Origin of the sequence: Streptococcus sanguinis (assembly GCF_050222175.1) — a bacterium.
Taxonomy (GTDB): Bacteria; Bacillota; Bacilli; order Lactobacillales; family Streptococcaceae; genus Streptococcus; species Streptococcus sanguinis_M.
In genome coordinates this window covers 1,838,535-1,852,598 of sequence record NZ_CP071420.1, presented here as the reverse complement: position 1 = coordinate 1,852,598, position 14,064 = coordinate 1,838,535, and the positions used below count along the sequence as shown (strand labels likewise).

At 45.2% G+C, this 14,064-nt stretch carries 17 protein-coding genes; all 17 read left to right on the top strand.

The genetic code is table 11. From position 1 onward, the window contains the following. Positions 1-6: 6 nt before the first annotated feature. The 17 genes from J1C91_RS09100 to J1C91_RS09020 all read left to right on the top strand — a co-directional run bounded on the left by J1C91_RS09100 (position 7) and on the right by J1C91_RS09020 (position 14,036). Complete coding sequence (locus J1C91_RS09100; RefSeq protein ID WP_125438335.1) at positions 7-1,485, top strand: acetaldehyde dehydrogenase (acetylating); 1,479 nt, start codon at positions 7-9, stop codon at positions 1,483-1,485. Between the two features lie 34 nt (positions 1,486-1,519). Next, the gene (pduA, locus tag J1C91_RS09095) at positions 1,520-1,801 is read left to right on the top strand and encodes a propanediol utilization microcompartment protein PduA (protein ID WP_002898203.1); all 282 of its coding nucleotides are present in this window, start codon (positions 1,520-1,522) and stop codon (positions 1,799-1,801) included. Between the two features lie 55 nt (positions 1,802-1,856). Next, on the top strand, positions 1,857-2,132 hold the full coding sequence (pduA, locus tag J1C91_RS09090; RefSeq protein ID WP_002896373.1) for a propanediol utilization microcompartment protein PduA: 276 nt from the start codon (positions 1,857-1,859) through the stop codon (positions 2,130-2,132). A gap of 196 nt (positions 2,133-2,328) precedes the next feature. Continuing rightward, positions 2,329-2,970, top strand: coding sequence for a hypothetical protein (locus tag J1C91_RS09085; protein WP_002898201.1), 642 nt, complete (start codon positions 2,329-2,331; stop codon positions 2,968-2,970). 23 nt (positions 2,971-2,993) lie between these two features. Continuing rightward, positions 2,994-3,620, top strand: a complete 627-nt coding sequence (gene eutD, locus J1C91_RS09080; RefSeq protein ID WP_002896361.1) for an ethanolamine utilization phosphate acetyltransferase EutD — start codon at positions 2,994-2,996, stop codon at positions 3,618-3,620. A 31-nt stretch (positions 3,621-3,651) separates the two neighbouring features. After that, positions 3,652-4,299, top strand: coding sequence for an ethanolamine utilization protein (locus J1C91_RS09075; protein ID WP_002901057.1), 648 nt, complete (start codon positions 3,652-3,654; stop codon positions 4,297-4,299). Between the two features lie 14 nt (positions 4,300-4,313). Beyond that, positions 4,314-4,595 carry a EutN/CcmL family microcompartment protein gene (locus tag J1C91_RS09070; RefSeq protein ID WP_002896356.1) on the top strand — a complete coding sequence of 94 codons (282 nt, stop codon included), beginning with the start codon at positions 4,314-4,316 and terminating at the stop codon, positions 4,593-4,595. A gap of 16 nt (positions 4,596-4,611) precedes the next feature. Beyond that, positions 4,612-5,706 (top strand): ethanolamine utilization protein EutH, encoded by a 1,095-nt coding sequence (locus J1C91_RS09065; RefSeq protein ID WP_002901056.1) that lies wholly within the window; start codon positions 4,612-4,614, stop codon positions 5,704-5,706. 17 nt (positions 5,707-5,723) lie between these two features. Next, complete coding sequence (locus tag J1C91_RS09060) at positions 5,724-6,173, top strand: cupin domain-containing protein (RefSeq protein ID WP_002910473.1); 450 nt, start codon at positions 5,724-5,726, stop codon at positions 6,171-6,173. 379 nt (positions 6,174-6,552) lie between these two features. Beyond that, a complete protein-coding gene (pduB, locus tag J1C91_RS09055) occupies positions 6,553-7,317 on the top strand; it encodes a propanediol utilization microcompartment protein PduB (RefSeq protein WP_223310332.1) in 765 nt (254 codons plus the stop codon). A gap of 21 nt (positions 7,318-7,338) precedes the next feature. Continuing rightward, positions 7,339-9,000, top strand: a complete 1,662-nt coding sequence (locus J1C91_RS09050; protein ID WP_002910470.1) for a propanediol/glycerol family dehydratase large subunit — start codon at positions 7,339-7,341, stop codon at positions 8,998-9,000. A gap of 11 nt (positions 9,001-9,011) precedes the next feature. Further along, positions 9,012-9,680, top strand: a complete 669-nt coding sequence (locus tag J1C91_RS09045; RefSeq protein ID WP_002896346.1) for a propanediol/glycerol family dehydratase medium subunit — start codon at positions 9,012-9,014, stop codon at positions 9,678-9,680. Between the two features lie 30 nt (positions 9,681-9,710). Further along, positions 9,711-10,226, top strand: a complete 516-nt coding sequence (locus J1C91_RS09040) for a diol dehydratase small subunit (RefSeq protein ID WP_002910469.1) — start codon at positions 9,711-9,713, stop codon at positions 10,224-10,226. Positions 10,227-10,324: 98 nt separating this feature from the next. Then, positions 10,325-12,181: a diol dehydratase reactivase subunit alpha gene (locus J1C91_RS09035; protein WP_002910468.1), complete on the top strand. Its 1,857-nt coding sequence runs from the start codon at positions 10,325-10,327 to the stop codon at positions 12,179-12,181. Continuing rightward, positions 12,162-12,542 carry a glycerol dehydratase reactivase beta/small subunit family protein gene (locus J1C91_RS09030; RefSeq protein WP_125438332.1) on the top strand — a complete coding sequence of 127 codons (381 nt, stop codon included), beginning with the start codon at positions 12,162-12,164 and terminating at the stop codon, positions 12,540-12,542. Before J1C91_RS09035 ends, J1C91_RS09030 begins: the two co-directional genes overlap by 20 nt. A gap of 58 nt (positions 12,543-12,600) precedes the next feature. Further along, positions 12,601-13,134: a GlcG/HbpS family heme-binding protein gene (locus J1C91_RS09025; RefSeq protein WP_048774151.1), complete on the top strand. Its 534-nt coding sequence runs from the start codon at positions 12,601-12,603 to the stop codon at positions 13,132-13,134. A gap of 188 nt (positions 13,135-13,322) precedes the next feature. Continuing rightward, entirely contained in the window at positions 13,323-14,036 is a 714-nt protein-coding gene (locus J1C91_RS09020; RefSeq protein ID WP_125438329.1) for an MIP/aquaporin family protein, read from the top strand. The last annotated feature ends 28 nt before the right edge of the window (positions 14,037-14,064 follow it).

The window sequence follows — 14,064 nt, the reverse complement described above, 5'->3', positions numbered from 1 at the left end:
TTGCGGATGTTTTTAGAAGATAAAGATTTGGTATCGATTCAGGAAGTAAGGAATTTGATTCGGGATGCAAAGAAAGCCCAAGCAGAACTTGCTAAAATGAGCCAAGAGCAAATTGATACCATTGTAAAAGTAGTAGCGAAAGCATGTTATGATGAGCGTGAACGCCTAGCTAAAATGGCGACTCAGGAAACTGGCTTTGGCCGCTGGGAAGACAAGGTATTGAAAAATGCTCTTGCTTCCAAAGGTATTCTTGAAGAAATCAAGGATATGAAAACGGTTGGGGTTCTCAGCGAAGACAAGGAAAAGAAAGTCTTGGAAGTTGGAGTTCCAGTCGGTGTCATTGCTGGCTTGATTCCATCAACTAACCCGACCTCAACGGTTATGTATAAGGCTTTGATCGCTTTGAAGGCAGGAAACAGTATCGTCTTCTCTCCTCACCCAAATGCTCTTAAGTGTATTGAGGAAACTGTGGAAATCATCAAGAAAGCTGCTAAATCAGCTGGTTGTCCGGATGGAGCCATCAGTGCGATTCATCGGGTATCCATCGCAGCTACAAATGAGTTGATGCGACACAAGGATACAAATCTGATTTTGGCGACTGGTGGAAATGCCATGGTCAAAGCAGCTTACTCATCTGGTACACCAGCAATCGGTGTAGGTCCTGGTAATGGTCCAGCTTTCATCGAAAGAACAGCAGATGTGCCAAAAGCAGTTCGTCAGATTTTGGATTCTAAAACTTTTGACAATGGTGTGATTTGTGCATCTGAGCAGTCTATCATCGTCGAAGAAGATATGAAGGAAAAAGTTGTAGCAGAGTTCAAGAAACAAGGTGCTTACTTTGTTCCAGCAGAAGATGCTAAGAAACTAGGCTCCTTCATTATCCAGCCGAGTGGCGCGATGAATCCGAAGATGGTTGGTAAAACACCGCAAGTGATTGCTGAGTTAGCTGGTATTTCAGTTCCAGCAGATGCTCGGGTCTTGATTGCAGAAGAAACCGGCGTCGGCAAGCAGTATCCATATTCTATGGAAAAACTGGCTCCAGTCTTGGGCTTCTACACTGTCAAGGACTGGTTGGAAGCCTGTGAGCTGAGCATTAAGATCTTGCATCACGAAGGTGCAGGCCACACTCTTGCTATCCACAGTCAAAACGAAGAAATTATTCGTGAATTTGCACTGAAAAAACCAGTATCTCGTCTGCTAATCAATACGCCAGCAGCTCTGGGTGGTGTCGGTGCAACGACTGGTCTCTTCCCAGCCTTTACTTTGGGTTGTGGAGCAGTGGGTGGCAGCGCGACATCTGATAATGTCAGCCCGCTCAATCTCTTCAATATCCGTCGTGTAGCTTACGGCACATCAGAACTGTCAGACCTGCGACAAGCAGAAAATATGGCAGTGGAAGAACCAAAAGCAGTAGCAGTTGACGGATCAAACGAAGAAGAACTGGTAACTTTGTTGGTTCAACGCGTATTGGAAAAACTAAAATAGTCAATATTAAACATTATAATTGGAGGATACAATCATGGCAAACGCAAATGCATTAGGAATGGTAGAAACAAGAGGACTTGTCGGCGCAATCGAAGCAGCTGATGCAATGGTCAAAGCCGCTAACGTAACTTTAGTCGGTAAAGAACAAGTCGGCGCTGGATTGGTAACAGTCTTGGTTCGTGGTGATGTCGGCGCAGTCAAAGCAGCGACAGATGCTGGAGCAGCTGCAGCTGAAAACGTTGGTGAATTGATTTCAGTTCACGTAATTCCACGTCCACATGCTGAAGTAGAAGTAATCTTGCCTCATCAAGAATAAGATTACAGACTTTCGGATAAAATTAAAAACAAGAAAATAATTGGAGGAAATAAACATGGCAAACGCAAATGCATTAGGAATGGTAGAAACAAAAGGACTCGTCGGCGCAATCGAAGCAGCTGATGCAATGGTCAAAGCCGCTAACGTAACTTTGATTGGTAAAGAACAAGTCGGTGCTGGTTTGGTAACTGTAATGGTTCGTGGTGATGTCGGCGCAGTCAAAGCTGCAACAGATGCTGGAGCAGCTGCAGCTGAAAATGTTGGTGAATTGATTTCAGTTCACGTAATTCCACGTCCACATGCTGAAGTGGAAGTCATTCTGCCCAAATAATCTGGGACAGATAATTATTTGCTGAAAGGGCCTGTATTGTAGCGTTTAGGCCTGATACAGGCTCCTGAGGCAAATAGAATACTCAGTGAAAATGAAGCTTATGGGCAGCAGCTCGATACTAGACAGAAATGTTGATTTTCGGAGAGTATCAGATTGATTTTCACAGAGTATCAACGGAGTAGAAGGATGTGAATACATGTCAGTTTTTACAGAAGCTAAGATCAGAAAGCTTTATAGAGAATCCGTTCTCGCTGATAACGGTGTCTTTGAATTAAACAAAGATGAAAAACTGACGCCAGCAGCCAGAGGTTTTCTCAATGATCACCATATTCGAATTATTTCTTCAGGTCAGACCAAAGGGAAAACAGCCTCAGCTGTTGATGCTATCAGGGTACCGATTACAAACCTTGAGGACTCTGCTGTGTATCCACGACTATTTAGACTGACTAAACTTTATACTTGCTTTTTGAAGAACCAGAGAGAATTGCATCAGGCTTTTCAGGATGAAAAGTGTGAGCAAGTTGGCCAACTATTGAACATAGTAGAACAAATCGTCGGCCATCATATTCTGGATGATATTTCTGATTACCAGACAGACCTGCCTAGCAATGCAGAATTGCAGGCCATTCGGGTCAGTCGCCAGCTCGATCAAGAAACGGTCATGATGAGTTACCAAGAACCGACTTGGCAGCTGAATTGCTATGAAACATATATCGAAACGACCCTCCTGCGCAAAGAATTGGAGCAGGCTGCTGATGGTGACAGAGATCAATTTGCTTGTAAGGTTTCTCAATTATTAAAATCAATTGAAGTCTTGCTCTGGTTGATAGCAAGCTAATAACAAGAGAAAGAAGAACAGCAATGACTTTAGAAAATTTGGTAAATAAAGTAATTGATAAAGTTCAGGAAGAATTGCAGGGGTCATTTGAGGTAGAAGCGAGCGGACGTCATGTCCATTTGAGTCAGGAAGATTTGGAAGCCTTGTTTGGTCCCAACTATCAATTAACAAAAGCAAAAGACCTATCACAGCCAGGCCAGTTCGCTAGTCAAGAAAGGCTGACAGTTGTCGGTCCAAAAGGCGCTTTTCACAATGTGGTTATTCTAGGACCTGTTCGCAAACATTCTCAGGTAGAAGTTTCCCTGACAGACTGTTTGCAGCTGGGCACCAAGGCACCCATTCGCGAAAGTGGCGATATCGAAGGAACACCAGGTGTCATCTTGGCTCATGGAGACAAGGCAGTTTGTCTGGATAAGGGCCTGATAGTAGCTAAGCGTCATGTTCATATGACACCGGAAGATGCTGAACGTCTGAATGTAAAAAATCACGAGATTGTACAAGTCAGAGTAGAAGGTGCTCGTCCGCTGATTTTTGATGATGTGGTTATCCGTGTTAGTCCCAAGTTTGCGACCTATATGCATATCGACTACGATGAAGCCAATGCTTGTGGTTTCAAAAAAGGAACACGCGGACGGATTATCAAGAAATAAGTCGTATGAGCAAATAAAAGGTAGGTAAAGAATGGAAAATCTAGATCATTTAGTAGATTTGATTACAGACCGCCTGATGGAAAAGTTGAAGCAAAAGCCTCAGAAACCCTCAGTATACGTCATTGGAGGCGATAAGATTCCTGACTTATTAGAAGGGGAAGGCTTTCAAGTCGTAAAAGATTCTTGCACAGCAGAGATTGTTGTTGTTGAGACACTTGGTTTTGATGCTTTTCTGAGACTCTCATCCCTTTGCCCTTTAGCGGTGGAGGAAGCAGTCATTTTAAAGAGTCTTTTGAAAGGCAAAAAAGTCCTCGTATCAGACAACGCCTTTGCTATTCAACAGTACAAGCAATCTTCTAAAGTGTACTTGTATCAGGAACTGCAGGGACAGCGAGAAAAGCTGATTCGCTACGGTCTGCAATTTTATAAAGAAGGCCAACTCTTAGCACTCCTAGAAAGTGATCAAGCTGAAGAGCCTCGTCCGGAAGTGAAACGGGCGGTGGCAGAAGAAGTCAGCTCGAAGACTAAGGCTCCGGGCAAGCCGGTTTTGCTGACAGAGAAGAGGCTGAGAGAGATGGGCTTACCTGAAAATGGAAGTTTTAAAATAGAAAAAGGAATGATTGTGACAGCCTTGGCGAGAGATTATCTAAAACGTCAAAAAATAGAAATCATAGAATAAAGGAGTGGGTAGAGATGTTTGTTGGTAAAGTAAAAGGTAGCCTTTGGGCGACTAGAAAAGACGAAAATTTAAATGGTTTGAAATTTTTAGTGGTCGAACGGCAGCTAAATGAACATCAAAGTGACCCAGCTCTGCTTATTGTGGCCGACTGCATCGGTGCAGGCGAAGGAGACCAAGTAATGGTAACCACTGGCAGTTCTGCCCGGATGAGCCTAAATAAGACGAATATCCCTGTGGATATGGTCGTTGTGGCTATCATTGACAAGGTTGACTATCACAGTGATGAAGAATATTAGAAACTAAGGTAATGTTATGAGTATCAATGAAATTATCATTTATATCATGGTGCTATTCATGCTGATCGGTGCAGTGGATAAATGTATCGGTGGCAAACTAGGACTAAGTGAAAAATTTGAAGAAGGAATCATGGCTATGGGAGCTTTGGCTCTGTCTATGGCTGGGATTATGGTAATCGCTCCCCTCTTGGCGGATGTCTTGAAACCAATTGTCGTGCCTTTGTATGGCTTGGTGGGCGCTGACCCGTCTATTTTTGCGACAACCTTCATTGCCAATGATATGGGAGGAGCTCCTCTGGCTCTCAGTCTGGCTCAGGATCCAGCGGTAGGAAATTTTGCTGCCTTTGTACTGGGCTCTATGATGGGGCCAACCATCGTCTTTACGATTCCAGTTGCCTTGGGTATTATCGAAAAAGATGACCGTCCGCTTTTGGCTCGCGGAATCCTATACGGTTTGGTAACTGTTCCGATTGGCTGTCTACTCGGAGGACTTTTCGTACCAGGTCTGCCTTTTGGAACCTTGGTTGTCAATCTTATCCCGATTATCATTGTATCTGCTCTGATTTTCATAGGATTGCTTTTGGCACCTAATGCCATGATTAAAGGTTTTGAAGTGTTTGGTCAGATTATTGTTATCTTGGCAACGCTTGGTTTGGCCTTTGGTGCAGCGCAGCTTCTGACTGGTAATGAATGGCTCATCAGCCTCTATCCAAAAGGTGCTGAGACACTGAAGGAAGCCTTTGAAGTTGTCGGAACGATTGCCGTAACCTTGGCTGGAGCCTTTGGTCTGGTAGCTGTCTTTACCAAGGTAGCCAACAAACCGCTTTCTGCTATCGGAAAATCCCTAGGAATGAACGAAGTTGGTGCAGCTGGTTTGGTAGCTTCTCTGGCTAATAACATTGCCATGTTCCAGATGATGAAGGATATGGACAAACGCGGTAAGATTATCAACGTAGCCTTTGCCGTATCTGCTTCCTTCGTTATCGGAGATCACCTAGGCTTCACAGCTGGTCAAAAACCGGAAATGATTGTGCCGATGATGATTGGTAAATTTGTCGGCGGTATCACAGCGGTATTACTGGCTTTCTTCTTAACGAAAAAGGAAGCTTAGACTTGGAGGTATGAAGTATGGCAGATATTAATCGTTCTGACCTAGAAACATTGGTTCGTAAGATTTTATTGGAAGAATTAGCCACTAAAGATGGTGGGAAGAAAGTCAGCAAGGCAGGCGTAGCTTCTATCGCCCTGCCAGGTCTAGATGTTCGTCCAGAAGATCGCTTGGATACAGGTGATGTGAGCCATCAAGTTTATACACGAGACTTGCTGACCTTAGACGAAAGCCCAAGATTGGGCTTAGGTCTGATGACCATGGAAAAGACAACTTTCCCTTGGCATCTGGACTATGATGAAGTGGACTATGTTATTGAAGGGCGTCTTGATATTATCGTTGGTGACGAAGTCATGACAGCTGGCCCTGGCGAAGTACTCTTTATCCCTAAAGGCAGCGACATTCAGTTCTCTGTCAGAGATAAGGCCCGCTTTATCTATGTGACTTATCCGGCTGACTGGCAAGGCTAGTTTGTTGGAGGATTGAACTATCAGATTTACTAGAATGGCAGGACAGTGGCCTGCTGTCCTGCCATTCTGTAATGATGGAAAATAAAAAAACAGATAGAAGATGAGCAACCCTGCGAAAAGTTTATCATCTGTTATCTGTCTCTGCGATTGTTATTTTTGAAGGGAAAGGCCTGTCAAGTATATTTCTTGTAGGCTTAGCTTGGCATTCCTAAAAAAGTTGGTTAGGCTCTTTTTGAGAATGCAGAATTTTTCCTTTTTAAAAAACAACCATATTCATTCTAACAGAAAACCTTAGAATAATCTATTCTTTTGATCCGAAAAAAGTAAAAAAAAAATGGAATCAGAAAGAGGCGTATAGTTATGGTTCTCCCCTTATCTGATTTCCTTATTCCTTGAAAATGTAAGCGCTTCAAAATATGTCAGCGAAAGGAGCTGTCTTATGGAAAACAAATGCAATATTACAGAATTTGTCGGTGTTAATCCGATAGGCGATACAATTGGACTTGTCATTGCCAATGTGGACCAGCAGGTGCTGGATGCTATGAAGCTAGAAAAGAGCTATCGCTCAATTGGTGTAGTTGGTGCTCGTACCGGTGCAGGTCCTCATATCATGGCTGCAGATGAAGCGGTCAAAGCAACCAATACAGAAATTGTTAAAATCGAACTGCCTCGTGATACCAAGGGAGGTGCTGGACACGGAAGTTTGATTATCTTCGGTGGTGAAGATGTATCAGATGTCAGACGAGCTGTGGAAGTAACCTTGGAGGAAGTGGATCGAACCTTCGGCGATGTTTATGCTAATGATGCAGGGCATATTGAACTCCAATATACTGCGCGTGCTAGCTATGCTTGCCAGACTGCCTTTGGTGCTGAATACGGCCGTGCTTTTGGCTTGATTGTCGGAGCACCTGCAGCCATTGGTGTTGTCATGGCAGATACAGCTGTCAAGGCTGCCAACGTTACTGTTGTCGGCTATGCTTCTCCAGGAAATGGTGGCACCAGCCACTCAAACGAAGCCATCCTCTTTATCAGTGGGGATTCTGGAGCAGTTAGACAATCAGTTATCTCAGCGCGTGAAGTTGGACTGGCACTTTTAGGCAGTATGGGTGACGAGCCAACCAACTCACAGCCATCTTACATTTAAGAGTGAGAGGGAGGAAACGGTATGAGATCCAAACGTTTTGAAGTATTAAGCAAACGCCCTATCAACCAAGATGGATTTGTAAAAGAATGGGTTGAAGAAGGTTTGGTAGCTATGGAAAGCCCCAATGATCCTAAACCCAGTATCAAAATTCAAAATGGAAAAGTGGTTGAGTTAGACGGCAAACCAAAAGAAGAATTTGACCTGATTGACCAGTTCATTGCTAACTACGGGATTGACCTGAGCCGAGCTGAAGAAGTTATTCAGATGGACTCACGAGAGATTGCCAATAAAATATTGACACCAAATGTGCCTCGGACAGAAATCATCAAGCTGACCAAGGCCATGACTCCGGCTAAAATCATTGAAGTGGTCAATCAGATGAATGTCGTGGAAATCATGATGTGTCTGCAAAAGATGCGGACCCGTAAGCAAACAGCTACTCAAGCCCACGTCACTAATGTTAATGATAATCCAGTGCAGATTGCAGCAGATGCGGCTGAAGGAGCTCTGCGTGGTTTTGCAGAGCAGGAAACAACGGTTGCCGTAGTGCGTTATGCTCCTTTCAATGCCCTGTCTCTGATGATTGGCTCCCAAGTGGGCCGTCCTGGGGTACTGACTCAGTGCTCCTTGGAAGAAGCGACAGAACTAGAATTTGGGATGCGTGGCTTTACAGCCTATGCTGAGACCATCTCTGTTTATGGTACAGAAGATGTCTTCACTGATGGAGATGATACACCTTGGTCCAAGGCCTTTCTGGCTTCCGCCTATGCCTCTCGTGGACTCAAGATGCGCTTTACTTCCGGTACAGGGTCTGAAGTGCAGATGGGACAAGCCGAAGGCAAGTCCATGCTCTATCTGGAAGCTCGCTGTCTCTATGTCACGAAAGCGGCTGGAGTTCAAGGAACTCAGAATGGATCAGTTAGCTGTATCGGTATTCCAGCAGCTGTTCCGAGTGGTATTCGGGCAGTCGTTGCTGAAAACTTGATTGCCAGCATGCTGGACTTGGAATGTGCTTCATCAAATGACCAAACTTTTACTCACTCAGACTTACGTCGCTCTGTTCGGACTTTGATGCAGTTTGCGCCAGGTACAGACTTTATCAACTCTGGCTACTCTGCTACGCCAAACTATGACAATATGTTTGCCGGATCTAACTGGGATGCGGAAGACTTTGACGACTACAATGTCCTGCAACGTGACCTGCGGGTAGACGGCGGTCTTCGTCCTGTTCGTGAAGAGGAAGTTGTGAAGGTTCGGAACAAGGCAGCACGCGTTATGCAAGCTCTTTTCAAAGGCTTGGGCCTGCCGCCGATTACCGACGAAGAAGTCGAAGCAGCGACCTATGCTCATGGTTCTAAAGATATGCCAGAGCGGGATAAGGTTGAAGATATCAAGGCTGCTCAAGGTATTCTGGAACGCGGCGTTCAAGGGGCTGATTTGATCAAAGCCTTGGCTAATAATGGCTTCCCTGAAGTTGCCAATGAGCTGCTCAATTTGTTCAAGCAACGTGTAGCAGGGGATTTCCTGCAAACATCTGCTATCTTTGATCGAGATTGGAATGTTATTTCAGCGGTGAATTCACCGAATGACTATGTTGGTGTCGGTACAGGCCATCGTCTGGTCGGCGAAGAATGGGAAAAAGTCAAAGACATTCCTAAAGCGATTGACCCGCGTGATGTATAGGAGGAGCTAAGATGACAGAGATAAATGAAACTTTACTGCGCTCCATTATTGCAGAAGTGATGAAAGAGATGAGCGCCAATACCAACGAAACAGCTGCTGAAACAAGCGAAAAGCCTGTCACAAAGCCTGTGTCCAATGAAAAAGCTGTCATCCGTACAGTTGGTGTGGCTAAGCCTAGCCAGTCAACGGATGAAGTCGTTATTGCAGTTGGACCTGCCTTTGGAGAACAGCAGGTGAAGACGATGGTGGACATTCCTCATACGGAAGTGCTGCGTCAGCTGGTGGCTGGTATCGAAGAAGAAGGGCTCAAGGCTCGCATTGTCAAGGTCTATCGTTCTTCTGATGTTGCCTTTGTAGCGGTAGAAGGAGACCACTTGTCTGGTTCTGGCATTTCTATCGGTGTTCAGTCTAAGGGAACAACGGTTATTCACCAACGTGATTTGCCACCGCTCAGTAATCTGGAACTTTTCCCGCAGGCACCTTTGTTAACTCCTGAAACCTATCGTTTGATTGGTAAAAATGCTGCTAAGTATGCCAAGGGTGAAACACCAAATCCGGTACCAACCCTTAACGACCAAATGGCTCGTCCTAAGTATCAGGCCTACTCAGCTTTGCTGCATATCAAGGAAACGAAACTGGTTAAAAGAGGAAAACCAGCTGATGAATGTCAGGTGATTTGATGCATATGATGTCTACAAGGAGAAATCAGAATGAGTGAATCAGTAGAAACATTAGTAAAACAAATATTAGCCGAGCTAAGCGACAGCGGCTCAGCTAGTCAAGGAGCAGCCAATCGTCCGGTCAGTTCTGATGAAGCGACAGCGGCTGATTATCCTATTTCTAAAAAACATCCTGACTGGATAAAGGTTGGTCAGGATAAGAAATTCGAAGATATTACTCTGGAAAATATCTTGTCTGGCTATGTAAAAGCAGAGGATTTGCGGATTAAGCCAGAGATTTTGATCAAGCAAGGTGAAATTGCTAAGAATGCCGGCCGCGAAGCAATCCAGTATAACTTTTCTCGGGCTGCGGAACTGACCAAAGTTCCGGATGCGCGTGTGCTGGAAATCTACAATGCCCTGCGCCCTTACCGGTCTTCCAAACAGGAATTATTGGACATTGCCAATGAATTGGAAAACCAATATGGAGCTGTTATCTGTGCGGGCTTTGTCATAGAAGCTGCTGAAAATTATGAGCGCCGCAAGAAGTTGAAAGGCGACAACTAATCCGGTTTTACCAAGGCTATTTTGGGGTTGAAAAAATTATTGCCACTATTGTTGTAAAAGATTACTCAAAATAGCCTAATCTTGGTGGAGGTGAAAATGTGAAACGAATCATTGGAGTAGACATAGGAAATTCTTCGACCGAGTCTGCCTTAGCTGAAGTGCAAGATGATGGAAGCATTCACTTTCTTGCCTCAGCCATTGCGGATACAACAGGCATCAAGGGGACCAAGGAAAATGTCCACGGGATTTATCAATCTCTGAGAAAATTGATGGAGCAAACATCGCTTGAGTTGGGACAAGTTGATTTGATTCGGATCAATGAAGCGACGCCTGTTATCGGCGATGTTGCCATGGAAACCATCACAGAGACGGTCATTACTGAGTCTACCATGATTGGTCATAATCCCCGTACTCCAGGCGGTCTGGGTCTGGGGATTGGGCTCACGGTAGATATTCTCGACTTGGTTCATCATCCGATTGATGGGAAATACATCGTGGTAGTGCCGAAGATCATTGATTTTGACTTAGTTGCCCAGCTGATCAATGCCTATCTAGCCAAGGGCTATCAGATTACCGCTGCAATCTTGCAAGCGGATGATGGGGTTCTGGTCAATAACCGCATTAGCCAGAAGATTCCAATCGTGGATGAGATTCTCTTTATTGACAAGGTGCCTTTGGGAATGCAAGCTGCTGTTGAAGTGGTAGAGCAGGGGAAGGTGATTTCCCAATTGTCTAATCCCTATGGCATTGCTACGGTCTTTGGCTTGAGTGCAGAAGAGACGAAAAGCATCGTTCCCATTGCCCGTGCCCTCATTGGCAACCGCTCGGCTGTCGTGATTAAGACACCGGCAGGTGACGTTCAGGCTCGGACGATTCCAGCAGGCAGTATCCAAATTATCGGCAAGGAGCATACCTTAAAGGTGGATATTTCCAAGGGCGCCGATGAGATTATGGAAAAAATCGTCTACGCCGGCGAGATTAGCAATGTTGTCGGAGAAGCGGGCACCAATGTTGGAGGCATGCTGGAGAAGGTGCGCCAAACCATGGCTGACTTGACTGAGAAAGAGCCTTCCGACATTTATATCCGTGACTTACTGGCCGTCAATACTTTTGCTCCGATTTCTGTGCGCGGTGGTGTGGCTGGAGAATTTTCTATGGAGCAGGCTGTCGGCATTGCCTCTATGGTAAATTCTGACAAGCTGCAAATGTCCATCATTGCCCAAGAAGTCGAACGTGAGCTGGGGATTAGCGTGGAAATCGGTGGAGCAGAAGCTGAATCAGCTATCCTCGGGGCTCTGACTACACCAGGGACGGATCGCCCCTTAGCTATTTTGGATTTAGGAGCGGGCTCGACAGATGCTTCCATTATTGATAGCAGGGGTCAAATCTTGGCCGTCCATCTAGCTGGTGCCGGTGATATGGTCACCATGCTGATTAATTCAGAGTTGGGACTGGAAAATCATCATCTGGCAGAGGACATCAAACGATATCCTCTGGCCAAGGTAGAAAGTCTTTTCCATATCCGGCATGAAGACGGCACTGTTCAATTTTTTGACAAGCCGCTGTCTGGAGATTTGTTTGCCAGAGTCGTCATCGTCAAGGAAAATGATGAATTTGTTCCTATTGATGACGGAGACTATTCTATCGAGAAAATCAAACTCGTTCGGCAGTCAGCCAAGGAAAGAGTCTTTGTTACCAATGCGGTGCGAGCTCTCAAGCGTGTCAGCCCTACTCAGAATATTCGAGACATTCCTTTCGTTGTCATCGTGGGTGGCTCAGCTTTGGACTTTGAAATACCTCAGCTAGTGACTGAAGCCCTCTCTCAGAATGCCATTGTAGCTGGTCGAGGCAATGTGCGTGGCTTGGTAGGGCCTCGAAATGCAGTAGCGACCGGACTGATTTTGACCTATGTCAGAGAGAAATGGGGGGCCGACTATGGAATTAGCTTATACTAGAAAGCCCACCATTAGGCTGATAGCTACGGACAATGCTCCTGCGGATAAGGTGGCACAAATCGGCTACGGTATCGAAGAGGAAGGTATCCCTTTTAGTCTGGTCAGCCCAGATGAACTGAGTGATTCTGTATCACTAGCGCATGTGGCTGCAACTCAATCCCAGCTTTTAGTAGGGATTGCCTGTGACGGGCGAGACGCAGTCCTCCATTATCGTAACTTGCCGCTTGAAAAATTTATCTATCGTATCAAAGATTATTCTGCTATACCAGACCATGTCTTGCGCCTATTTGGCTCAAATGCAGCGCGTTTGGTCAAGGGAGTCCCGTTTAAAAAATCTGACCTGTTAGAAACATCTTTTTGACTTGTTCCGATCGATTCAAAAAGATGGCCGAGCTAACTACTGAAAAGAGGTGAAATGGATGGCTAGAGATAGAGAGAAAGACGAGCTCAGCAGTCCAGAACTATCAAGCTGGGAAGGAAACTCAGAATTTCAGGACATCATCATCCAAAAAGTCCTTGCCAGATGCCAAACCTTACTGGATAAAGAGCCTGTTCTTTTCACAAATATCTATCAGGATGCCTGGGAATTGGTAACAAGGGCCAGACACAAGGCTGAAGAGCTGGGACTAGCCGTCGTGATAACGGTGGTTGATCCAGCAGCACAAGTCGTGATGACCTATCGTATGGAAAATGCCTTGTTAGTGAGTAACGATATGGCTTATAAGAAAGCTTACACAGCTGTTGGCATGAGGATGCAGTCCAAGGATTTAGCACTTTTAACTCAGCCTGGCCAGTGGCTCTATCAGCTGGAAACGATGACTGACAATAAGGTTGTTAGTTTAGCTGGTGGCATTCCTGTTTATTGCCAGTCAGAGATGATTGGCGGTATCGGCGTCAGCGGAGGAAGTTCTGAGGAAGACCAGTCCATTGCTGAGTATGCTGTAGGACTGTAGAGAAGCAATCTAGCAAATTAAATAATATCAGAGGAGAGAATACCGCTTGCAATCCATGCTTTGGAGCTAGGGATTTTCTCCTATTTCACGAGCATATTTCTCTTATACTTTCTTAGACTCTATATTGCGCTGTAGAAGCAATATAGAGGAGAGAGTATAAAGTATTTCGAAATGAAGGAGTATGGAGTATGGAAAAATATCTAGGTGAATTTTTAGGCACCATGGTTCTGATGGTTTTTGGGAATGGAATCGGAGCGTCTATTAGTCTTAATAAGAGTCTTGCAAAAGGTTTCGCTCCCAATTGGTTTACCGTTGTATTTGGCTGGGGCTTGGCAGTGACCTTGGGTGTCTATACGGCAGGATTTTATAATACTGGCGGTCACCTTAACCCAGCTGTCACTATTGCCTTTGCGGTGGGTGGCATCTTCCCTTGGGAACAAGTGGTGGGCTATATCATCGCTCAGATTCTAGGGGCTTTTGTCGGAGCGGCTATTGTAGTGCTCTTCTATTATCCCCATTTCAAACAAACCAAGGCAGAAGAAGGCAACTCAGTTGGCGTATTTGCTACTGGACCAGCCATCCAGAATCCAGCATTTAATCTGCTCAGCGAAATCGTTGCGACTTTCTTCTTCATCTTTGCACTTTTAATGATAACGCACGGCGAAATCACGCCTGGACTCACTCCACTCTTAGTTGGCTTCCTCATTATGGCGGTCGGCTTGTCTTTGGGTTCGACGACAGGTTTTGCCCTCAACCCAGCTCGGGACTTCGGTCCGCGCCTTGCTTATGCCCTCTTGCCAGTTCCGAATAAAGGAGATGCAAACTGGGCTTATGCTTGGGTGCCAATTGTAGGACCGACTATCGGCGCTGTCTTGGCTGTCTTGGCAGTCAATGTTATGTAATATATAAAATAGTAAATAAGCTAGCCGA